Here is a 20632-nt window from a genome sequence, read left to right as displayed (position 1 = left end):
CGGCGTCCCCTCGGGGGACCGCCCGCGTCCCCGCGGGCGAGGGGCCCACAGCTAGGGCTTGATGCGCCAAACCCGCAAGACCATCGGCGAGCGCTTGATCGTGCGCAGCACATCGGCCAGATGCAGGCGGTCGCGCACGCTCAGGAGCAACTGCATCTCGGCGGTTTCGCGCTGCTGGGCCTCGTCGCTCATCGAGATGTGGGTGATGTCGGCTTCGGCGCTGCTGACGGCCGTCGCGATCTGCGCCAACACCCCCTTGCCGTTTTGCATCAGCACGCCAATCGCAGCCTCGAAGCTGCGCGTCAGCTCCTCGGCCCAGGCGACGGCAATCCAATGCTCGCTGTCGCGCTGGTAGAGTCGGCGGCCGACCTGACATTCGGCGGTGTGCACGACCAGGCCTTCGCCGCGGCCCAGATAGCCCTTGATGTCGTCGCCCGGAATCGGCCGGCAGCAGCTGGCCAGGCGCACGGAGGCGCCTTCGCTGCCATCGAGCGTGACCTGGCCCTGGGCCGGGGCGTCATCACTGGCAAAGCGGCCCATGCTGAGCATCACCGCGTCGGGGCGCTGGCCTTGCTCGGCCAGCATGCGGGCCAGCTTCTTGGCCACGATGGTGGCGATCTTGCGGCCCAGGCCGATTTCGATCAGCAACTCGTCCACATGACGGTTGCCGGCCCAGCGCGCCAGCTCCTGCCAGAGCTGGGCGGCGTCGTTGTCCTCGTCGTCGAGGCTCGGCAGGGCCAGGCCCTCGGCGCGCAGCGCCTGGGCCAGCATCTTCTGACCCAGCTCGCGCGATTCTTCCTGTTCCAGATTCTTCAGGAAATGGCGGATCTTGGAGCGCGCCCGGCCGGTGCGTACAAAGCTCAGCCAGGCCGGATTGGGGCGCGCGCCGGTGGCGGTGACGATCTCGATCACATCGCCGCTGCGCAGCTCGACCCGCAGCGGCACCGGTTCGCCGTTGACCTTGGCGGCCACGCAATGATCGCCCACATCGGAGTGGATCGCGTAGGCAAAGTCGACTGGCGTGGCGCCGCGCGGCAGCGCCATGATCTTGCTCTTGGGCGTGAAGACATAGACCGCGTCAGGGAAGAGATCAATCTTGACGTGTTCGAGGAACTCGTTGGCGTCGCGGGTTTCGTCCTGGATGTCGATCAGCGACTGCAACCAGCGCGAGCCGAGCTGCTGGGCGGCCTTGGGGTCGCCCTTGTTCTTGTACAGCCAGTGCGCCGCCACACCTTTTTCGGCCACGATATGCATGGTCTCGGTGCGCATCTGGAATTCCACCGGCGTGCCCAGCGGGCTGACGAGGGTGGTGTGCAGCGATTGGTAGCCATTGGGCTTGGGGATGGCGATGTAGTCCTTGAAGCGGCCCGGCTGCGGCTTGTAGAGCTGGTGCAGCACGCCCAGCGACAAATAGCACTGCGGCAGGTCCTGCACGACGATGCGAAAGCCAAAGATGTCGCTGACCTGGGCAAAGCTCAGGTGCTTGTCGCGCATCTTCTTGTAGATCGAGAACAGGGTCTTCTCGCGGCCCTGGATCTCGACCTTGACGCCGGATTCGGCGAAGGCCTTGCTGACGTCCTTCTCGATGCGCGAGACCAGATCGCGCCGATTGCCGCGCGCCTTGGCAATCGCCTTGGACAGCGCGGCATGCCGCCAGGGGTGGATGTACTGGAAGGACAGCTCCTGCAGCTCGCGATAGATCTCGTTCAGGCCCAGCCGGTGGGCTATCGGCGCGTAGATGTCCAGCGTCTCGCGGGCGATGCGGCGGCGCTTCTCGAAGGCCATCGCGCCCATGGTGCGCATATTGTGAAGACGGTCGGCCAGCTTGATCAGGATGACGCGGACGTCGCGCGCCATTGCCAGCAGCATCTTGCGAAAGCTCTCGGCCTGCGACTCTTCCTTGGTGGAGAACTGCAGCTTGTCGAGCTTGGTGAGGCCATCGACCAGCTCGGCCGTGGGCGCCTCGAAGCGCTCGATCAGCTCGGTCTTGGTGACACCGCAATCCTCCATCGCGTCGTGCATCAGCGCGGCCATGATGGCCTGGGCGTCGAGCCGCCATTCGGCGCAGATGCCGGCGACGGCAATCGGATGGGTGATGTAGGGCTCGCCGCTGGCGCGGAACTGGCCCAGATGGGCCTCATCGGCAAACTTGTAGGCCTCGCGGATGCGCTTGATATCGGCCTTGGGCAGATAGGCCAGGCGGTGCAGCAAGATGTCGAATGACGCCGCCTCGGCCTGCGTCGCCTCGGGGGCGTTCTTGGCGAGACCGGGCAGGCCGGACAAAGCGGCAGGCAGGCGAGCGGCGGCGAAGGAGCGAAAACCCATGGCCCGAATTTACCGCATGCTGACAGCAGGCATCAGCCAGGGTTCACTATTGCCGCGATAGAAATGAAAAAGGGCGCCACAGCGGGCGCCCGACTCAGGCTAGGCAGGCGGCAGTGCGCCGCGGCTCAAAGGCTCAGACCGGCACCTTGCGCAGCATTTCCACGCCGACTTCGCCAGCAGCGATTTCGCGCAGGGCGGTCACGCCGGGCTTGTTCTTGCTTTCGATCTTGGGCGTATGGCCCTGGCTCAGCATGCGAGCGCGGTAGGTCGCGGCGAGCACCAGCTGGAAGCGGTTCGGGATCTTGGTCAGGCAATCTTCAACGGTGATGCGGGCCATTTTGGGTTCCAGGTGATGTTGTTGGGGAGCGTCGCCGGAGCAAATCCAGGCGCTTCGGACGGCTTCAGGGCAGGTCGAGTGCGCGGAAGACGGCCGAGCGATTGCGGCGCTGAGCAGCGTATTTTAACCGCTGCGCGTGAACAATCGCCTTCAGATCGAAAAGCGCAGTTTCGAACACCGCATTGACGACGACGAAATCGAAGCTTTGCGCCTGCGCCACCTCGACACGGGCATTGGCCATGCGCTTGGCAATCACCTCGGGCTGGGTGTCGCCGCGACGGTTCAAACGCTGCTCCAGTTCCTCCCAGCTGGGTGGCAGGATGAAGACCAGCACCGCGTAGGGGAAGAGCTGCTTGATCTGCAGCGCGCCCTGGAAGTCGATCTCCAGCACCACGTCTTCACCATGAGCCATGCGAGCTTCGATGGCAGACCGCGAGGTGCCATACAGATTGCCGTGCACCTCGGCCCATTCGAAGAACTCGCCGCGCTCGGCCATGGCGCGGAACTCGTCCGGGCTGATGAACCAGTACTCGCGACCATGCTGTTCCTGGCCGCGCGGTGCGCGCGAGGTGTGCGAGATCGAGACGGCCAGCTTGGCGTCCAGTTCCAGCAGGGCCTTGACCAGGCTGGATTTGCCGGCGCCGCTGGGGGCGGCGACAACGAAGAGATTGCCGGGGTATTCCATGTGTTTGGGGAGTCTTATTCGATGTTCTGAACCTGCTCGCGCAGCTGTTCGATGGCAACCTTCATCTCCACCGAGATATTGGTCAGATCCAACGCCGAGGACTTGGAGCCCAGGGTATTGGCCTCGCGGTGCAACTCCTGGATCAGGAAGTCCAGCCGTTTGCCCAATTCGCCGCCCTTTTTCAGCAGCCGGGTGATTTCATCGAGATGGGCGCGCAGGCGGGCCAGTTCCTCGGCGACGTCGATGCGAATCGCATAGGCGGCGGCCTCGTTCAGCGCGCGTTCGCGCAGCGCTTCCTCGGACACCGTGTTGGCCGCGCCGCTGCTGGCCAGCGCCTCCTGCCAGCGCTCCAGAAAGCGCTGCTGCTGGCGCTGCACCACCTGGGGCAGGAGCGGCTCGGCCTGGTCGGCCAGGCTGCGCAGGGTGGCGACACGCTCCAGCAGGATGGCAACCAGCTTCTCGCCCTCGCGTTCACGGGCCTCGGCCAGGCCGGCGATGCAGCGGCGGGCGGCGTCCAGCGTGGCTTCGTCGAGCTTCTCGGTCGTGCCACCGCTCTTGCACCATTGCAGCACCTCCTGCACCGACAGCGGCGCGGCCTTGGGCAACCAGCCCTGGATGGTGCTTTCCAGCCGTGCCAGCCGGTTCAGCTGTTCGGGCTGCGGCTGCGGCCAGGCTGACTCCGATTCGCGCTGCGTGTTGATGCGCAACTCGATCTTGCCGCGCTTGACGGTGGCGCTGACCAATTCACGCAGTGCCGGCTCAAGACCGCGCAGGTCTTCGGGCATGCGCATGCTGAGGTCGAGAAAACGCCCATTGACGGAGCGGGCTTCCACGGTCACGCTGGTGCCCGTGACAGTGCTCGTTTCGCCTTCCTGGACAGGTTGCGAGCTGGCGCTGGCATAACCTGTCATGCTGTAAACTGGCATGAGCATTCGGTGTAGCAATCAAAACTCGATTATGTCAAAGCCGAAACCGGCGCCATTGCCCGCAGGAACGGTAGTTGGGGGCTACCAAATCATCAAAAAGCTGGCGGCAGGCGGATTTGGCGTCGTCTACCTGGCTGAAGACCCCGAACAGCACCTGGTGGCGTTGAAGGAATACCTGCCTTCGTCACTGGCAGAACGCTCCCCCGGCGAACTGACCCCCCGCGTCAAGCCCGAAAAGCAGCCGCTCTATCGTTTGGGCCTGCGCAGCTTTTTCGAAGAAGGCCGCTCACTGGCGCAGATTTCACACCCGAGTGTCGTTTCGGTGCTGAATTTCCTGCGCGAAAACGAAACCGTTTACATGGTGATGAACTACTTGCAAGGTGATACCTTGCAGGACTTCATCGTCACCGCCCGCGATCTGAAGCGGGACAAGGTCTTCCGCGAATCGACGATCCGGTCGCTGTTTGACGAAATCCTGAAGGGCTTGCGCATCGTCCACCAGCACAAGATGCTGCACCTGGACATCAAGCCGGCCAATATCTTCATCACCAACGACAACAAGGCCGTGCTGCTGGACTTCGGCGCCGCCCGCGAGGTGCTGAGCAAGGAAGGCAACTTCATTCGGCCGATGTACACGCCGGGCTTTGCCGCGCCCGAGATGTACCGGCGCGACGGCTCGCTCGGCCCCTGGACCGACATCTACGCCATCGGCGCCTGCATCTATGCCTGTATGCAGGGCTATCCGCCCAACGATGCGCCGCAGCGCATGGAGAAAGACCGGCTGGCGCTGAGCCTGTCGCGACTGCGCAATGTCTATTCGGACAATCTGCTTGAGGTGACCCAGTGGTGCATGTCGCTGGACCCCTTGTCGCGGCCGCAGAGCGTGTTTGCATTGCAAAAGGAACTGGCCCGCGAAACCGAGCGCCGGTACACGAAATTGACTTTCAGTGAGCGTTTGAAGTTGCAGCTGGAGAACCTGAAGACGGGAGCCAAGGCGTGAAATTTGGCGTCTATCAGGTCAGCCGCCGCGGCGGCCGGGAGAAGAACGAAGACCGCATGGGTTATTGCTACACCCGCGATGCGGTGATGTTTGCATTGGCCGACGGCATGGGTGGCCATCCGGAGGGCGAGGTCGCCGCGCAGATCGCGCTGCAGACGGTGGCCAGCATGTTCCAGCGCGATGCCAAGCCGATGCTGGGCGATGTGGTGCGTTTTCTGGAAGACGCGGTGCTGGTGGCCCATCAGCAGCTGCTGCGCTATGGCGCGGACAAGGGCCTCACCGATACGCCGCGCACCACCATCGTCGTTTGCGTGCTGCAGCGCGGCAACGCCCACTGGGCCCATTGCGGCGATTCGCGGCTGTACATGCTGCGCGGCAAGGAGCTGGTGGCGCGCACACGCGACCATTCCTACAGCGAGCTGCAAGAGGCGCTGGGCCGCCAGCCCACCGGCGCCGAACGCTTCAACCGCAATGTGCTGTTCACCTGCCTGGGCAGCCCGGGCAAGCCCATGGTCGACATCACCGGGCCCATCCCGCTGCAGCCGGGTGACCGGATGATGCTGTGCTCGGACGGGCTGTGGAGCGTGCTCTCCGATGTGACGATTGCCGAGCAGTTGTCGGCCCGTGTGATTTCCGATGCGGTGCCCGAGCTGGTCGAGCAGGCGCTGCGCATGGGTGGCGCGCGCAGCGACAACGTCACCGCGCTGGCGGTCGAGTGGGAAGGCGAGGACGAGCCCGAAGAGGCGATGGACTCGATTTCCACTCAGGGCATGGACGACACCGGCTTTGCCTCGACAATCCAGGGTGCCGCCGCCGAAGGCCATGAGATGGACGAGGCTGAGATCGAGCGCTCGGTGCGCGAGATCCAGGAAGCGATCCGCCGCGCTGGAAAGAAGCACGCCTGAGCATCTGCCGCCCGACCACCGACCGGCTCCGCTCGCGGGGCCGTTTTTCTTGAACGACGACGAATTTTCCGCAAGGGCCACCACATGACCAACTCCCTGCCTTCGCGCCAGACGCGCGCCGCCAACGCCCTGCGCCCGGTGCGCATCACGCGCCACTACACATGCCATGCCGAAGGCGCGGTGCTGATCGAGTTTGGCAATACCAAGGTGCTGTGCACCGCCTCGGTCGAGGAAAAGGTGCCGCCGCACAAGAAAGGCTCGGGCGAGGGCTGGGTGACGGCCGAGTACGGCATGCTGCCGCGCGCCACCCACACCCGCAGCGACCGCGAGGCCGCGCGCGGCAAGCAGAGCGGCCGCACCCAGGAAATCCAGCGCCTGATCGGCCGTTCGCTGCGCTGTGTGTTCGATCTGTCCGCCCTGGGTGAGCGCACCATCCATCTCGATTGCGATGTGATCCAGGCCGATGGTGGCACCCGCACCGCCGCCATCACCGGCGCCTATGTGGCGGCGCATGACGCCGTCAGCTGGCTGCTGGCACAGAGCAAGATCTCGCGCTCGCCGATCAAGGATGGCGTGGCCGCGATCTCGGTCGGCATCGTCGACGGGCAGCCGCTGCTCGATCTGGAGTACACCGAGGATTCGGCCTGCGACACCGACATGAACGTCGTGATGACGGCCAGCGGCGGCTTTGTCGAACTGCAGGGCACGGCCGAGGGCGTGGCCTTCAGCCGCAAGGAAATGAACGCCTTGCTGGACCTGGCCGAGAAGGGCATCGGCGAGTTGCTGCAGGCGCAGCGCGACGCGCTGGGGCTCTGAAGCGATGAAGATCGTCCTCGCCTCCAACAATGCCAAGAAGCTGCTTGAACTGCAGGCGCTGTTTGCACCCCTGGGTATCGAACTCGTGACCCAGGGCTCGCTGGGCATCACCGAGGCCGAGGAGCCGTTTCACAGCTTCGTCGAGAACTCGCTGGCCAAGGCCCGCCACGCCGCGGCCGCCAGCGGACTGCCGGCACTGGCCGACGATTCGGGCCTGTCGGTCGATGCCTTGGGTGGCGCGCCGGGTGTGCTGTCGGCGCGTTTTGCAACGCTGTTTGGCCAGCCCAAGTCCGATGCCGACAACAACCGCGTGCTGCTCGAACAGCTGGCCGGCAAGCCGGGCCCGCACCGCGCCCGCTTTGTCTGCTCGCTGGTGGCGGTGCGCAGCGCCGACGACCCTGAGCCCTTGATCGCCATGGGCCGCTGGGATGGCGAGATCCTGCCGTCGGCGCAAGGCGAGGGCGGCTTCGGCTATGACCCGCTGATGTTCATCCCCGCGCTCGGCCAAAGCGTGGCCCAGCTCGATGCGGCGACCAAGAACCGGCTCAGCCATCGCGCGCTGGCGGCGGCGCAGTTGGTGCAGCAGCTGAAGAGCGTTTGGCTCAACGAGCCGAGCGTGCCGAACGGGGCAGCATGAGCGCAGACCGCCTTGCCGAGCTGATGCGCCCAGGCACGCTGAGCCTGGCGGCGCTGCCGCCGCTATCGCTCTATGTGCATCTGCCCTGGTGCCTGCGCAAATGCCCGTACTGCGATTTCAACTCACATGAGTGGCGCGAGGGTCGCGAACTGCCGGTCGATACGGCGCGCGAGTACCTGGCCGCCTTGCGGGCCGATCTGGAAGCGGCGTTGCCGCTGATCTGGGGGCGGCCCATCGTCAGCATCTTCATCGGCGGCGGCACACCCAGCCTGTTTGCGCCGGAACAGATCGCCGAGCTGATCTCGGACCTGCGCGCCCGGCTGCCGCTGGAACCGGGCTGCGAGATCACGCTGGAGGCCAACCCGGGCACCTTTGAGCGCGACCGTTTCCGAGGCTTTGCGGCGGCCGGTGTGACGCGCCTGTCGATCGGCGTGCAGAGCTTTGACGACGCCAAGCTGAAGGCCTTGGGCCGTGTGCATGATGGCGCCCAATCGCGCGCCGCGGTGGCCGAGGCGGCCGAGGCCTTCGAGACCTTCAACATCGATCTGATGTATGCCTTGCCCGGCCAGACCCTGGCCGAACTGGAGCAGGACCTGAGCCTGGCGCTGTCTTATGCGCCGCCCCATCTGTCGGTCTATCACCTGACCATCGAGCCCAATACCCGCTTTGCGATAGCGCCGCCCGAGGTGCCCGATGCCGATCTGGCCAGCGACATGCTGGATCTGATCACGGCACGCACCGGAGGTGCTGGCATGGAGCGTTATGAGGTGTCGGCCTATGCGCGGCCTGGCCACCGCTGCGCGCACAACCTGAATTACTGGCAGTTCGGCGACTATCTGGGCATTGGCGCCGGCGCGCACAGCAAGCTGTCCTTCCCGCATCGCGTGCTACGCCAGGTGCGCTGGCGCGAGCCGGCCGCTTTCATGGAGAAAGCGCTGGCCGGCGCCGCGGTGTCCAACGAGCATGAGGTGGCGCGCCGTGAGCTGCCTTTCGAGTTCATGCTCAATGCGCTGCGCCTGCGTGAAGGCGTGCCGCTGGCCACGTTTCTTGAGCGCAGCGGCCTGCCGCCGTCCAGCATTCGTGTGGGCCTGGAGCAGGGCCGGGCCAAGGGCCTGCTGGAGGCTGATCCAGCCCGCATCCAGCCGACCGCGCGCGGCTTTGATTTCTTGAGCGATCTGCAGTCGCTCTTTCTTGCCGACTGATCTGGCCGAGTGAATCCAGCGGACCGACGCTAGCCCGGGCTTCCATCCATCAGCGGCGGCAGCAAGTCACCGCGCAGCTGGCGGGCCGAGAGTGCGATTTCCTGATGCAGCCACTCGCAAAGGGCACGCAGCGCCGGCTCATCCTTCAGCGCAGGCGGGTAGACGATGTGATAGCTCTGGTCGTGAAAGCCTTCCAGCGCCTGGGCTGAGACGCGCACCAGCCGCCCTTCCAGCAAGGCGTCGGCGGCCAGCAGTTCGCGTGCCAGCGCCACACCCATGCCTTGCTCGGCCGCCTGCACCAGGAGGCCGGCATCGTTGAAGCTGGCCATGGGCACGATGCGGCGCTTCAGCCCCGCATTGGCAAACCAGTGCGTCCAGCGCGCGGCGTCGCCCAGCAGCGCCTGCTCGGCCAGCGTCTCCAGCGGTGCGCCGATCAAGCGCTGCGCCAGCGCTGGCGCGCAGACGGGGATCAGCCGCGATTCCATCAGCACCTCGTTGACCAGGCCGGTCCACGGCCCCTGACCCTGGCGCAGCGCCAGCTGATAGCCCTCGCGTTCAAGATCGACCAGCAGCTGCGAGGCATGCAGCTCCAGCGCGATTTCCGGGTGCGCGGCATGCCAGCGGCCGATGCGCGGCATCAGCCAGCGCTGCGCAAACGAGGGCAGGCTGGTGATGCGCAAGGCCCGCACGGCACTGCCGCTGGCGGCGGCCGCCTGCTGCAGGCCCTGGTCCAGTTCAACCCAGGCGCGTTCGACGGCGCGTTGCAGCGCTCGCCCGGCCGCATTGAGCTGGATGCGCCGGCCGCTGCGCTCGAACAGGGCAAAGCCCAGCTGCAATTCCATCGCGCGGATCTGCTGGCTGACGGCGCTGTGCGTCAGATGCAGTTGCTCGGCGGCCGCGCGCAGGTTCTCGCTGGCGGCGGCGGCGCGGAAGGCAGCCAGGTATTGCAGGGGCAGTCGCGGCAGACGGGACATTGCAGTAGGGTTGTTGGTAAGGAAAACTAACCAGAATCTGAAGAATATCGCGTTTTCCTTCCTGATTGTGGGTGGATAGCATGACCAGCATTGTTCAGGAGGAGTGTTTCGCGATGAATCAGCGTCAGTTCTGGTCTGCCAGTGTTCTCTTGCTTGCTGCCGCGCTGGCGGCCTGCAAGCCAGGTGAATCCGTCGCTCAGGCGCTCGCGCTGGGCCGCAGCGAGGCCCGTGCCGTGCAGGCCGAGCGCCAATGGTCAGAGCACCGCGTGGCTACGCCAGACGGCGAGCTTTTCTACACGCGCCTAGGGCAGGGGCCGGTGCTGGTGGTCATTCCCGGCGGGCCCGGCGGCAGCGGGCATCATCTGCGTCATGCCTTTGCCCCGTTGGCGCGCGATTTCAGCGTGCTGATCGTCGACAACATCGGCCGCGGCCGATCCGCCCGCCTGGCTGATCCCAGCCGCTACACGCTGGAGCGTGATGCCGAGGACATCGAGCGGCTGCGCGTCTTTCTCGGGCAAAAGACCATCGCGGTCTATGGCCATTCCTACGGTGGCCTGGTGGCGCAGCAGTTTGCGATCAGCCATCCAGAGCGGCTCAACCATCTGGTGCTGGGCAACACACTGCATGGCGCGGCCAGCTGGCAGAGCCAGATCGACGGCTTCAAGGTCTGGCTGAAGCTGCACGAGCCGGAGCGTTGGGAGCAACTGCTGGCCTTGCGCGCGCAAGGGGCGCTGACTGCCAGCGCCGAAGCCCAGGCCCTGGTGGCGCCGGCCTTCGCGCCGCTGTACTGGGCCGATCGTGTGCAGCCTCATGCCAAGGCGCCTGCCAGTGCGGATCCACGAGACGCCTTCAACCCGGAGGTCTATGCGGCCATGCTGGGCCCCGACGCCGAGTGGCAGATTGGCGGCAGCCTGCGCAAGGTCGAGTTGCTGCCGAGGCTTTCAGTCGTGAAGGCACCGACGCTGGTGCTGACCGGCCGCTACGACCCGGTGGCACCGCCACTGCTGGCCCGGCAAATCGGCGCGGCGCTGAAGGCGGCCCCCAGCGAACAGCAGATCTTCGAGCACAGCGGCCATCGTCCCTTCATCGAAGAGCCCGAAGCCTGGCGCCAGCGCGTCACCACGTTCCTGCAGCATTGAGAACCGAGCATGCCCGCTACCCATTTGAGCCCCGAATTTGTCGCCCAGCGCCAGCTGGAGGCCTATAACGCCCGCGATGTCGAGGCCTGGCTCTCGACCTATGCCGAGGATGCCGTGCAATACCTCTATCCCGGCACCGTGCTGGCCCGCGGCCACGCCGAGATGCGGGCGCGCATCGTCGAGCGCTTTGCCGAGCCCGATCTGCACGCCCAGCTGCTCTATCGCAGCGTCATCGGCGAGATGGTCTGCGATCACGAACTGGTCACGCGCAATTTGTCCGAGGGCCTGCGTGAGCTGGAAATGCAGGCGATTTACCAGATTCACGGCGGGCTGATCCGCTCCGCAATGTTCTACTTCGGCTCGCCACGGCTGCGCGTGGGCCACTGAACGCCCAGCTCAGGCCGCCATCACATAGACGGCCAGGGCCCCATGCTTGGCCTGGCGCTTGGCCGCGGCGGCGGCGCTGGCCACGTCTTCGGCGCGGTGCAGGCGGCCAGGCGCCACGCGCACTGCGCCGATGCTCAGCGTGGTGCAGGGGTGAAAGCGCAGATTGCCCTCGCGGTCCTCGGCCATGATGCCGCCGGCCTCGAGCGCCTCGGCATCAAAGAGATTGCGCGCCAGCTCGTTGAAGCGGCCGACAATCTGCTCGCAACGCTGCTCCCAGTCGTCGCTCTGGAACAGCATCACGAAATCATCGCCGCCCACATGGCCGACGAAATCGCGCTGGCTGTCGCAATGCGCGCCGATGACGCGGGCGACCAGGCGGATCATCTCGTCTCCGCGCCAATAGCCGTACTGGTCGTTGAAGGGTTTGAACTGGTTCAGATCGGCGTAGGCGGCGACGAACTCGCGGCCACTGCTGAGCAGCCGGCCGATGTGCTGGCTCAAGGGGATGTTGCCGGGCAGAAAGGTCAGCGGGTTGGCATGGCGGGCGGCCTCGATGCGCGCCTCCGTGACCGAGCGCACCAGCTGCTCGCCGGTGCCCAGCCCCAGATAGCGGCCCTGGCGGCTGATGATGAAACCTTCGCGCAGATAGCGCTGGTCGGCCGAGGTCAGCACGCGGGTCAGCGCCTCGATGCCGGTGTCGGCATCGACGATCAGCGGCGAGGGGTTGGCGTAAAGCGTGCAAGGCCGGCGGCCGTACAGGTCCATGAAGAAGGGCTTGGCCCAGCGGCTGATGAACTGCGCGCGGTCGATCAGCGCGACCGGTTGCTGCGCGGCATTGATGACGGCCACCGCATGCTGGTCCTCATGCTCGGTGAAGAAACGATAGAGCTGCTCATGGCTGGCCTGATCGCTGATGGCCGGTGCCGGCATCATCAGCTTTTCGGCGGTGATGCCGCTGCCGCCGGCGCGGCGCAGCTCGGGCATCACGGCAATCTCTTTGCTGGCCAGTACCTGCAAGGCGGCCGGAGCGGCTTCGCTGGCGCCACTGCTGCTGGGGTGGCCCAGCAGCCAGCCCTGACCGTAGGACACGCCGAGATCGCGCAGCACGCGCAGTTCCTCGGGCTGCTCGATGCCCTCGGCAACCAGCTGGGCGCCGAAGGTTTCGGCCAGTTGCAAGAGGGCGCGAAAGGTCTGCAGTTTCTCGGCGTGGGCCGGCAGCTCGCGGGTGAAGTATTTGTCGATCTTGACCAGGTTGGGCTGGATCTCCGACCACAGGCGCAGGCTGGATCGGCCATCACCGAAATCGTCCAGCGCGACGCCGACGCCCAGCCGGCGCAGCAGCGTCAGTCCGCGGCGCAGGGCGTCGATATCGGCAACGCGCTCATGCTCGGTCAGCTCGATCATCAACTCGGTGGGCTGCAGGCCATAGTCCTCGCAGATGCCCAGACCGCGCTGCCAGCGTCCATCGGCGGTGGCCTGGCTCAGCGCGGCGGCGCTCATATTGATCAAAAGCTTGCCGGGACGCTGGAGCTGGCTCCAGTCCTTCATCGCCTGAAGTGCACAGCGGATTTCCAGTTCCATGCTCAGGCCCTCGGCGCGGCCCGCGGCGAACAAGGCGTCCGGCATTTCCAGCGGGCTGCCGGCCGGGCCGCGCACCAGGGCCTCGTGGCCGTAGATGACGCCGCAGTCGAGGCTGACGATGGGCTGGAACAGCGTGTGCAGGCGCTCCTCGGCAATCAGGCGGCGAGCGCTGTGCAGCTGAGTTGCTGGGCAGGTGGGGCGATCGATCAGGAGGGCTGGCATGGCGGAGCGGGTGAGCATGGCCTGGCATCAGGCACTGAGCCAGCCAGTGTCGGCAGCGCAGATGACAGGCCGACGAAGCCGCAGGCGCCTGGCTACGTGCATCGCACTGAAGCCGCCCTGATGTGCGCTTGTTCACGCTGGCCTCGCCGCCTTGTCGAGTTGGCGCAACAAAAAAGCGCCCCGGAGGGCGCTTGTTCGGGACGCGCGGCAGTTCAGACCCGGTTGATCGAAATGCCGGCGGTGCTGCGCAGCCGCTCGATCAGCCGCGGGGCGATCTGGTTCAGCGGCAGCACCTCGTCGGCGGCACCGGCATTGATGGCTTCGCGCGGCATGCCGAAGACCACACAGCTGGCCTCGTCCTGCACAAAGTTGTAGGAGCCGGCGTCCTTCATCACCTTCATGGCGCGGGCACCGTCAGCGCCCATGCCGGTCAGCATGATGCCCAGTGCATTCGGGCCGACCACACGGGCCGCCGAATTGAACAGCACCTCGACCGAGGGCTTGTGGCGATTGACCGGTTCGCCATCCTGGACGCGGGCGATGTAGTTGGCGCCGGAGCGTTCAACGCTCAGGTGCATGCCACCCGGCGCGATATAGCCGTGGCCGGGCAGGATGCGTTCGCCGTCCTGCGCTTCCTTGACGCGGATCTTGCACAGGCCGTCCAGCCGCGCCGCGTAGCTGCGGGTGAAGCCGGGCGGCATGTGCTGGGTGATGACGACGGCCGGTGCGTCGGCGGGCAGGTTCACCAGCACGTCCTTGGTCGCTTCGGTGCCGCCGGTGGAGGCGCCGATGAAGATGATCTTCTCGGTCGACAGCCGGCCGATATTGGCCACCGTCACCGGCTTGGGCGCCGGTGCGGCCGCACCTGGGGCGGCGCCTGGCGCAGCGGCGGCTGGCGGTGCGGCATGGCTGCGGCGGATATGGGCCTTGGCTGCGATGCGGATCTTGTCGGTGATGTCCTGCGCCAGCGAGCGGATGCCATCGGCGACGCCGATCTTGGGTTTGGCAACGAAATCGACCGCGCCCAGCTCGAGCGCCTTCAGCGTGACCTCGGCGCCGCGCTCGGTCAGAGTCGACACCATCACCACCGGCATCGGCCGCAGCCGCATCAGCCGGGAGAGGAAATCGAGCCCGTCCATCTTGGGCATCTCGACATCCAGCGTGATCACGTCGGGGTTCAGATTGCGGATCATCTCGCGTGCCAGCAGCGGATCGCTGGCGGCGCCTATGCACTCCATATCGGTCTGCCGGTTGATGATCTCGGTGAGGATGCTGCGCACCAGCGCTGAATCGTCGACCACCACGACTTTGGTCTTGGCCATTGCTTACTCCTTGTGTCGTGCGGCTCAGAACAGATCGATGGCGCCGCCGGTGGCCACCACGGGCTGCGCCTTTTGCGCGGCGGCGCGATCCTGCTGGATCAGCGCGTCGGCATTCGTTGGGGCCAGGCGCTTGACCATGGCTTTGCCGCTGTGCGGCAGGAAACAGACCTTGCGGGGGTAGATGTCCATCACATCCTTGGAAACAATCGGAATACGTTCGGTCTTCAGATAGTCGATCACGAAGTTGGTGTTGCGCTCGCCAACATTGATGGTGTTCATGCCCGAGATCACGGCGCCACCGCCAAAGATCTTGGCTTCCATGCGGCCCTTGGAAGCGCCGCGCTTCATCATCTCGTTGATCAGCAACTCCATGGCGAAGGAGCCGTAGCGGCCCGAATCGCCGCTGCCCTCGGGCAGCATGAAGTGGTTCATGCCGCCGATCTGCGCGTGGCGATCCCACAGGCAGGCGGCGATGCAGGAGCCGAGCGTGGTCATGACCAGCAGGTCTTCGTTGTCGACGAAATACTCGCCGGGCAGGATCTTGACGGCCGCATTCTTGAAATGGGCGTCGTAGAAGAAAAAGGACGCTTCGCCGTTCTTGCGATGCTGGGCTTTGAGCTGGGCGACGCGCGCTGCGCCGGCCGTGCTGGACAGCATGGCTCCAGCGCCGGAGGTGGAGGGGGGCGTGCTCATTTGTGCTTTATCGGCCAGTTGGTTGTTCTATTGAGGCGCAATCAAAGGTGTTGATCAGACCCGTTCATAGATGGTCTTGCCGCGCAGCCGGAACAGGTCCTTGGCTTCGGTGAAGTTCTCCGAATGGCCTACAAACAGCAGCCCGTGGGGGCGCATCACCTTGTGAATGCGCTCCAGCACCTTGCGCTGCGTTGGCGCATCGAAATAGATCATCACATTGCGGCAGAAGACGATGTGAAAGGGCTCGCCCAGCGACCACTGCGTGTGCATGAGATTCAGCGTGCGGAAGTCGATCCAGCGCTGCAGCTCGGGCTTGACCCGCATGCGGCCCTCGTTGGCCCCGGTGCCGCGCATGAAGTAGTTGCGCAGCCGGGGCTGCGAGAGGCCACGGGCATCACTGTTGTAGACGCCGCGCCGCGCGGTGTTGAGCACATTGGTGTCGATGTCGCTGGAGACGATCTGCACCTGCGCATTGCCGCCCAGGGCCTCATGGCAGGTGATGGCGATCGAATAGGGCTCCTCGCCGGTGGAGGCGGCACAGCACCAGATGCGCACCGGCTTGCCGGCCAAGGGTTTGAGATCCTCGGCCAGCGCGTGGAAGTGGTGTTCCTCACGGAAGAAGGAGGTGAGGTTGGTGGTCAGGCAGTTGACGAACTCCTGCCATTCCTGCTCGCCCTGCGGGCCGGTGACCGATTCCAGCCATTGCAGATAGCTGGCAAAGCTGCGGTGGCCGGTGTCGCGCAGCCGGCGGGACAGCCGGCTGTAGACCATCGCGTGCTTACCGTCGTGCAGGCTGATGCCGGCGTGCTGGTAGATCAGCTGGCGCACGCGATCGAAGTCGGCGCGACTGAAGCTGAACTCATGATCCACGGCCTCGGCGGGAGGCGGGGTCGCTGGCATGGCTGCGCGCATGTAGGGGACTCGCTTCTGGTTGTCCAACGGAGGGCGCAAACCCTCCGCCTGATTGATTCTCCGGTCTTTTGCAGTGTCGACGCCAGGGCCTGTTGTGAAAACAGGAACAAGTGGCGCTTGCGCCCGTAATTCGCGCCCCTTGTGGCAGAAACGCACTGCTAGACTGCCGCGGCATCCTCAGGGGAAACCTTTGGAATCCAGCCCCCAGACCACCTTGATCAATCCCCACGAGCTGCAGCTCGACCTGGCCTTGCAGCTGCTGCAACAGGCAGGGGCCTTGCTGCCCGAAGCCGAGCCCTATAGCGAAGCCTGGCTGCAGGCCGTCATTGATGCCCTGTGTGATCTGTCGAGCAAGGATGCATTGACCGGGCTGGTCAATCGGCGCAGTTTCGAGATGGCCTTGTCGCGCGAGGTCGACCGCGTCGCCCGCTCGGGCGAGCCGGCGCTGCTGCTGATGCTGGACATCGACCATTTCAAGTCGGTCAACGATACCCATGGCCACGCGGCCGGCGACCTGGTCATTCAGGCCGTCGCGCGGGCCGTCGAACAGACGGTGCGGCCGATGGACACGGTGGCGCGTGTGGGCGGCGAGGAGTTTGCCGTCATCCTGCCCAATTGCCCGGCGACCTTTGGCGCTACCGTGGCCGAGCGCATCCGCGAACGGGTGGCAGCCTCGGTCGTGCAATTGCCCTCGGGTGTCTCGCTGCAGGCGACGGTGAGCTTGGGCGGTGCCTTTGCGCCGCAGTGGGTGCGATCGTCGTCGCTGCTGTGGATGGAGCGGGCCGATCGGCAGCTCTACCGCGCCAAGGCCGAAGGCCGCAACCGCGCCTGTCTGGAAATGCAAGTCGAGTCGCTGGTCAGCGCCGAGGAAAAAGGCATGTTGTTTGCCGTAACGCAACAGGATAGTGAATGAGTACGACACCTGCTCCTGCTGCACCACCCAAGATGCCCGGCCCACGCAGCGGCGCCAAGACCCTGGCCGTGACCAGCGGCAAGGGCGGCGTGGGCAAGACCTTTGTCACCGCCAACCTCGCCGCGGCCCTGGCAGCGCGCGGCCAGAAGGTCCTGGTGCTGGATGCTGACCTTGGCCTGGCCAATCTGGATGTGGTGCTCAATCTGCACCCCAAGCTGACGCTGCACGATGTCTTCACCGAAAAGGCAACGCTGGAGCAGGCCATCCTGCCCGCGCCGGGCGGGTTTTCGGTGCTGCTGGCCGGCTCCGGCATGGTCGAGTACTCGCGGCTGACCCCTGAGGTGCGCGACAAGCTGCTGAACATCGTCGAGATCGTCAAGCCGCGCTTTGACTGGGTGCTGCTCGATACCGGCGCCGGCATTTCCGATGTGGTGCTGTTTGCCGTGTCGTTGGCCACCGATGTGCTGGTGGTGGCCACGCCCGAACCGACTTCGCTGACCGACGCCTACGCCACCATCAAGGTGCTGGCCACGCAGCAGGACCGGCGACACGTTGGCCTGGTCGTCAACCAGGCCTCACGTGCCGGCGAGGGCAAGCTGATCTGCGGGCAGTTGCAGCAGGTGCTGCAGCGCTTTGTTGGCCCGGCGCCGGGCCAGAGCTTCAAGCTGGAGCTGTGGGGCGAGGTCAAGGTCGATCCGACGGTGCGCCAGGCGGTGCTCAAGCGCCAGCTGATGCTGGAGCACTATCCGGGCTGCGACGCCGCGCAGGCGATCAAGGCGCTGGCGGCCAAGCTGCTGAGCTGAGGCGCCCCGGGGCTTGGTAAGCTCGGGCGATGACTGCTTCTGCCGACTCGACTTCTTCCTCGCCAGCCCCCGCCAACACGCCGGCCAGCGCCTACGACTGGCTCGGCGGCGAAGCGCAGGTGCGCGCCCTGGTCGACCGCTTCTACGATTTGATGGACCTGGAGCCGGCCTATGCTGGCCTGCGCGCCCTGCACCCCAGTTCGCTGGAGGGTTCGCGCGACAAGCTGTTCTGGTTCCTCTGCGGCTGGTTGGGTGGGCCGGACTATTTCATCGAGCGATTCGGCCACCCACGGCTGCGCGCCCGGCATCTGCCGTTTCGCATCGGCATCGCCGAACGTGATCAATGGATGGCCTGCATGCGCCAGGCGATGCAGGAGCTGGCTGTTGACGGCGAGCTTCAGCAGCGCCTGGACGGCGCCTTCATGAACACCGCGGACTGGATGCGCAATATCTGAGCCAGGCCGCGGCGCCATGGGGGCGCTGGGGCTTCAGTCAATCCTGAAGCGGAACTCCTGTTCGAAGCGATGCTCGCCCGGGCATTCATAGCTGCTGCGCAGCGTGTTTTCGACCGCCGCCTGCATCGCGCGCCGGGCGCGCGCATCGCCGACGCCGCTGACCGCCAGCCACTCGACGCCAGTCACACGCCCGGCCTGCACAGTGGCCAGCACGCGCAGCACGGCGTCACCACTCCAGTTCATCGCTGGCGCCTCGGGCTGGCCCATGCGGGTGCAGATGGCGCCGGGTTTTTCAGTCTTGGCAACGGTCGGCGTGCCCGGTGTCTTTTCCACCACGCCGACGCTTGTGCCGGGTGTGCTCGTCGTCAGCCCCACGTCCAGCGGCCTGGTCTGGATCAGCGGCCTGTCGCTGGTCTCGATGATGGTGATCTCGGGCACGACGATCTGAACTTTGTCGGGCAGTTGCTGGCTGGGCGCCTCGATCTGCACGATTTTGGGCGGCGGTGGTGGTGGCTCCGTCTTTTCGATGAGATCCACCTGGGCGAGCGACGGTTCGGTTTTCTTCCAGTGATTGCTCAGACCGCTCACCAGCGCCCAGATGGCGAGCAGGTGAACCGCTGCCACCAGGCCGATGCCGGTGAAGCGGGAAGGGGCTTCGGAGGGACGCGTCATGTTCATGCTGTGGCCTTGTCGTGTCAAAGGTTGATGGGTACAGCTTTTCACGATCCACGGTGGCGCAGCCCTGCGCCGTGACAGCGATCACCCCGTGCTTGCCGCACAGGCCTGTCGCTGTCGCTCCTCGATCCACGGCGCCATCAAGCCCCAAACAGCCAGGCCTTGATGCACTGCGCTGACACCGATGTTCCGCAGCACCAGACTAGCGAGCGGGTCTGATCCAGGTCAAGCCGATTTTTTGACGCTCACTTGCGCTGCGAGCAACACTGCGCGCCGTATGCCAAGGCTATAAAGCTCGATGGTGGTTGACCATGAAGACGCGGGCTCAGACCTGCATCAGCAGCACCATCAGCGCGCCGGCGCCGCCATCGCTGGCGCGGGCCTGAACGAAGGCCAGCACCTCCTGCTTTTGCACCAGCCAGCGACGCACACGGCTCTTGAGCACCGGCTCGCGGCCGGGTGAACCATTGCCCTTGCCGTGAACAACGCGCACGCAGCGCAGGCCGCGTCGGGCGCTGTCGTGGATGAACTGGCCCAGGGCCTCGCGGGCCTGGTCGCGGCGCAGGCCATGCAGATCAATCTGCCCCTGCAGCGCCCAATGACCACGGCGCAGCTTGCGCACCGCCTCGGGGCTGATCTCCGGGCGGCGGAAGGACAGGCTCTCGTCGGTTTCCAGCAGCGAGTCAACATCAAAGTCGTCAGACAAGGCCTGCTGCAGCGCCAAGCGCTCGTCGGCCTCGCGCTGGCGCGGCTCCGGCGCTGGCGGGGTCAGCCGGTGTAGCACCCGCGGGGGCTGGGCCAGCGGCGTCACCACGCCCACGCTCAGCTCGAACAGCCGCGCCTCGCGCTCGCGCAGCCGCGCGGCGGCGGCCTCCCGCTCGGCGCGTTCCTCGGCCAGACGGCGGCGCAGCATCAGCTCACGCTGCAGGCTGCGCAGGTCCTGCAGGCTGTTCAGCTTCTCGCTCACATCAGCCCCCGTTCGGCCATCGACACGGCCGAGCCCTGGCTGACGACCAGATGGTCCAGCACGCGCACATCCACCAGGGCCAGCGCGCTGCGCAGGGCCTGGGTCAGTGATTCATCGGCGCGCGAGGGTTCGGCCACGCCGGAGGGGTGGTTGTGCGCGAGGATGACGGCCGCAGCGCCATGGGCCAGCGCCCGCTTGACGACCTCGCGGGGGTAGACGCTGGTCTGGGTCAACGTGCCGTGAAACAGCTCTTCCATCGCGATCAGCCGGTGCTGGGCATCGAGCAAGAGCAGGGCAAAGACCTCGTGATCCAGCGCGGCCAGCTGCAGCTGCAGGAACTGCTTGACCGACTCAGGCGACTCAAACACCGGCCGGCGCGCCAGCTGCTGGTTCAGCGAGCGGCGCGCGATCTCCAGCACGGCGGCGATTTCGGCCCGTTTGGCCGGGCCCAGGCCCTTGATGCGGGCCAGATCCTTGGCCTCGGTATTGAGTAAGCCGGCCCAGCCACCGAACTCGTCCAGCAACTGCTGAGCCATCTGCAGCACCGGCTTGCCCTTGATGCCGGAGCGAAGCAGCAGGGCCAGCAGTTCGGCATCGGCCAAGGCGGCAGGGCCGCGGGCCAGCAGCTTTTCACGCGGTCGCGACTCGGGCGGCAGGTGGTCAAGCGGCATGGCGGGCAGGGCATTGGCGGGCTGAGGAAGGCCGCATTGTCGGGCAAGCCTAAAATCCACGCATTCCATGCCGGCGGCCGCAGGG

The 20632-nt window shown here is 65.8% G+C and carries 22 protein-coding genes; 10 read left to right on the top strand and 12 right to left on the bottom strand.

Annotation, left to right across the window (positions count from 1 at the left end):
• Positions 1 to 51: 51 nt before the first annotated feature.
• The 4 genes from RQP53_RS03850 to RQP53_RS03835 all read right to left on the bottom strand — a co-directional run bounded on the left by RQP53_RS03850 (position 52) and on the right by RQP53_RS03835 (position 4273).
• Positions 52 to 2325 (bottom strand): RelA/SpoT family protein, encoded by a 2274-nt coding sequence (locus RQP53_RS03850; RefSeq protein WP_315648734.1) that lies wholly within the window; start codon positions 2323 to 2325, stop codon positions 52 to 54.
• Positions 2326 to 2458: 133 nt separating this feature from the next.
• Positions 2459 to 2662, bottom strand: a complete 204-nt coding sequence (gene rpoZ, locus RQP53_RS03845) for a DNA-directed RNA polymerase subunit omega (protein WP_077036989.1) — start codon at positions 2660 to 2662, stop codon at positions 2459 to 2461.
• Between the two features lie 64 nt (positions 2663 to 2726).
• Positions 2727 to 3347 carry a guanylate kinase gene (gene gmk / locus RQP53_RS03840; protein ID WP_315648731.1) on the bottom strand — a complete coding sequence of 207 codons (621 nt, stop codon included), beginning with the start codon at positions 3345 to 3347 and terminating at the stop codon, positions 2727 to 2729.
• A gap of 14 nt (positions 3348 to 3361) precedes the next feature.
• A complete protein-coding gene (locus RQP53_RS03835) occupies positions 3362 to 4273 on the bottom strand; it encodes a YicC/YloC family endoribonuclease (protein WP_315648730.1) in 912 nt (303 codons plus the stop codon).
• 31 nt (positions 4274 to 4304) lie between these two features.
• On the opposite strand from RQP53_RS03835, the gene RQP53_RS03830 reads away from it, so the two are divergent.
• The 5 genes from RQP53_RS03830 to hemW all read left to right on the top strand — a co-directional run bounded on the left by RQP53_RS03830 (position 4305) and on the right by hemW (position 8833).
• The gene (locus RQP53_RS03830; RefSeq protein WP_315648729.1) at positions 4305 to 5273 is read left to right on the top strand and encodes a serine/threonine protein kinase; all 969 of its coding nucleotides are present in this window, start codon (positions 4305 to 4307) and stop codon (positions 5271 to 5273) included.
• Entirely contained in the window at positions 5270 to 6178 is a 909-nt protein-coding gene (locus RQP53_RS03825; protein WP_315648728.1) for a PP2C family protein-serine/threonine phosphatase, read from the top strand. Before RQP53_RS03830 ends, RQP53_RS03825 begins: the two co-directional genes overlap by 4 nt.
• A gap of 84 nt (positions 6179 to 6262) precedes the next feature.
• Positions 6263 to 6994 carry a ribonuclease PH gene (gene rph / locus RQP53_RS03820; RefSeq protein ID WP_315648727.1) on the top strand — a complete coding sequence of 244 codons (732 nt, stop codon included), beginning with the start codon at positions 6263 to 6265 and terminating at the stop codon, positions 6992 to 6994.
• A 4-nt stretch (positions 6995 to 6998) separates the two neighbouring features.
• Positions 6999 to 7631, top strand: coding sequence for a non-canonical purine NTP pyrophosphatase (locus RQP53_RS03815; protein WP_315648726.1), 633 nt, complete (start codon positions 6999 to 7001; stop codon positions 7629 to 7631).
• The gene (gene hemW, locus RQP53_RS03810) at positions 7628 to 8833 is read left to right on the top strand and encodes a radical SAM family heme chaperone HemW (protein ID WP_315648725.1); all 1206 of its coding nucleotides are present in this window, start codon (positions 7628 to 7630) and stop codon (positions 8831 to 8833) included. Before RQP53_RS03815 ends, hemW begins: the two co-directional genes overlap by 4 nt.
• Positions 8834 to 8862: 29 nt before the next feature.
• Here the strand turns inward: hemW and RQP53_RS03805 are convergent, their stop codons facing one another.
• A complete protein-coding gene (locus RQP53_RS03805) occupies positions 8863 to 9807 on the bottom strand; it encodes a LysR substrate-binding domain-containing protein (RefSeq protein ID WP_315648724.1) in 945 nt (314 codons plus the stop codon).
• Between the two features lie 80 nt (positions 9808 to 9887).
• On the opposite strand from RQP53_RS03805, the gene RQP53_RS03800 reads away from it, so the two are divergent.
• Positions 9888 to 10946 (top strand): alpha/beta fold hydrolase, encoded by a 1059-nt coding sequence (locus tag RQP53_RS03800; RefSeq protein WP_315648723.1) that lies wholly within the window; start codon positions 9888 to 9890, stop codon positions 10944 to 10946.
• Between the two features lie 9 nt (positions 10947 to 10955).
• Positions 10956 to 11333, top strand: coding sequence for a nuclear transport factor 2 family protein (locus RQP53_RS03795; RefSeq protein ID WP_315648722.1), 378 nt, complete (start codon positions 10956 to 10958; stop codon positions 11331 to 11333).
• Between the two features lie 9 nt (positions 11334 to 11342).
• On the opposite strand, the gene RQP53_RS03790 is transcribed toward RQP53_RS03795, so the two are convergent.
• From RQP53_RS03790 to RQP53_RS03775, 4 genes are all read right to left on the bottom strand, one after another.
• Positions 11343 to 13154, bottom strand: coding sequence for an EAL domain-containing protein (locus RQP53_RS03790; RefSeq protein ID WP_315648721.1), 1812 nt, complete (start codon positions 13152 to 13154; stop codon positions 11343 to 11345).
• A gap of 194 nt (positions 13155 to 13348) precedes the next feature.
• A complete protein-coding gene (locus RQP53_RS03785; protein ID WP_315648720.1) occupies positions 13349 to 14458 on the bottom strand; it encodes a protein-glutamate methylesterase/protein-glutamine glutaminase in 1110 nt (369 codons plus the stop codon).
• Between the two features lie 24 nt (positions 14459 to 14482).
• Positions 14483 to 15151, bottom strand: a complete 669-nt coding sequence (gene cheD, locus RQP53_RS03780) for a chemoreceptor glutamine deamidase CheD (RefSeq protein ID WP_315648719.1) — start codon at positions 15149 to 15151, stop codon at positions 14483 to 14485.
• Positions 15152 to 15205: 54 nt separating this feature from the next.
• A complete protein-coding gene (locus tag RQP53_RS03775) occupies positions 15206 to 16051 on the bottom strand; it encodes a CheR family methyltransferase (RefSeq protein ID WP_315648718.1) in 846 nt (281 codons plus the stop codon).
• Positions 16052 to 16253: 202 nt separating this feature from the next.
• Between RQP53_RS03775 and RQP53_RS03770 the strand changes: the two genes are divergently transcribed.
• Genes RQP53_RS03770 through RQP53_RS03760 form a run of 3 tightly spaced genes read left to right on the top strand, consistent with a single transcriptional unit; the run spans position 16254 to position 18234 of the window.
• Complete coding sequence (locus RQP53_RS03770) at positions 16254 to 16976, top strand: GGDEF domain-containing protein (protein WP_315648717.1); 723 nt, start codon at positions 16254 to 16256, stop codon at positions 16974 to 16976.
• Complete coding sequence (locus tag RQP53_RS03765) at positions 16973 to 17779, top strand: MinD/ParA family protein (RefSeq protein ID WP_315648716.1); 807 nt, start codon at positions 16973 to 16975, stop codon at positions 17777 to 17779. The genes RQP53_RS03770 and RQP53_RS03765 overlap by 4 nt, the downstream gene beginning before the upstream one ends.
• A gap of 29 nt (positions 17780 to 17808) precedes the next feature.
• Entirely contained in the window at positions 17809 to 18234 is a 426-nt protein-coding gene (locus RQP53_RS03760; protein WP_315648714.1) for a group II truncated hemoglobin, read from the top strand.
• Positions 18235 to 18267: 33 nt separating this feature from the next.
• Here the strand turns inward: RQP53_RS03760 and RQP53_RS03755 are convergent, their stop codons facing one another.
• The 3 genes from RQP53_RS03755 to radC all read right to left on the bottom strand — a co-directional run bounded on the left by RQP53_RS03755 (position 18268) and on the right by radC (position 20547).
• The gene (locus RQP53_RS03755; RefSeq protein WP_315648713.1) at positions 18268 to 18906 is read right to left on the bottom strand and encodes a hypothetical protein; all 639 of its coding nucleotides are present in this window, start codon (positions 18904 to 18906) and stop codon (positions 18268 to 18270) included.
• A 328-nt stretch (positions 18907 to 19234) separates the two neighbouring features.
• Complete coding sequence (locus RQP53_RS03750; RefSeq protein WP_434064045.1) at positions 19235 to 19876, bottom strand: Smr/MutS family protein; 642 nt, start codon at positions 19874 to 19876, stop codon at positions 19235 to 19237.
• Positions 19873 to 20547 (bottom strand): RadC family protein, encoded by a 675-nt coding sequence (gene radC, locus RQP53_RS03745; RefSeq protein ID WP_315648712.1) that lies wholly within the window; start codon positions 20545 to 20547, stop codon positions 19873 to 19875. The genes RQP53_RS03750 and radC overlap by 4 nt, the downstream gene beginning before the upstream one ends.
• Between the last annotated feature and the right edge of the window lie 85 nt (positions 20548 to 20632).

This window comes from Roseateles aquae, assembly GCF_032337115.1.
Lineage (GTDB): Bacteria > Pseudomonadota > Gammaproteobacteria > Burkholderiales > Burkholderiaceae_C > Roseateles_C > Roseateles_C aquae.
The sequence above is the reverse complement of the archived record's forward strand: the minus strand, read 5'-3'. Positions and strand labels throughout refer to the sequence as shown.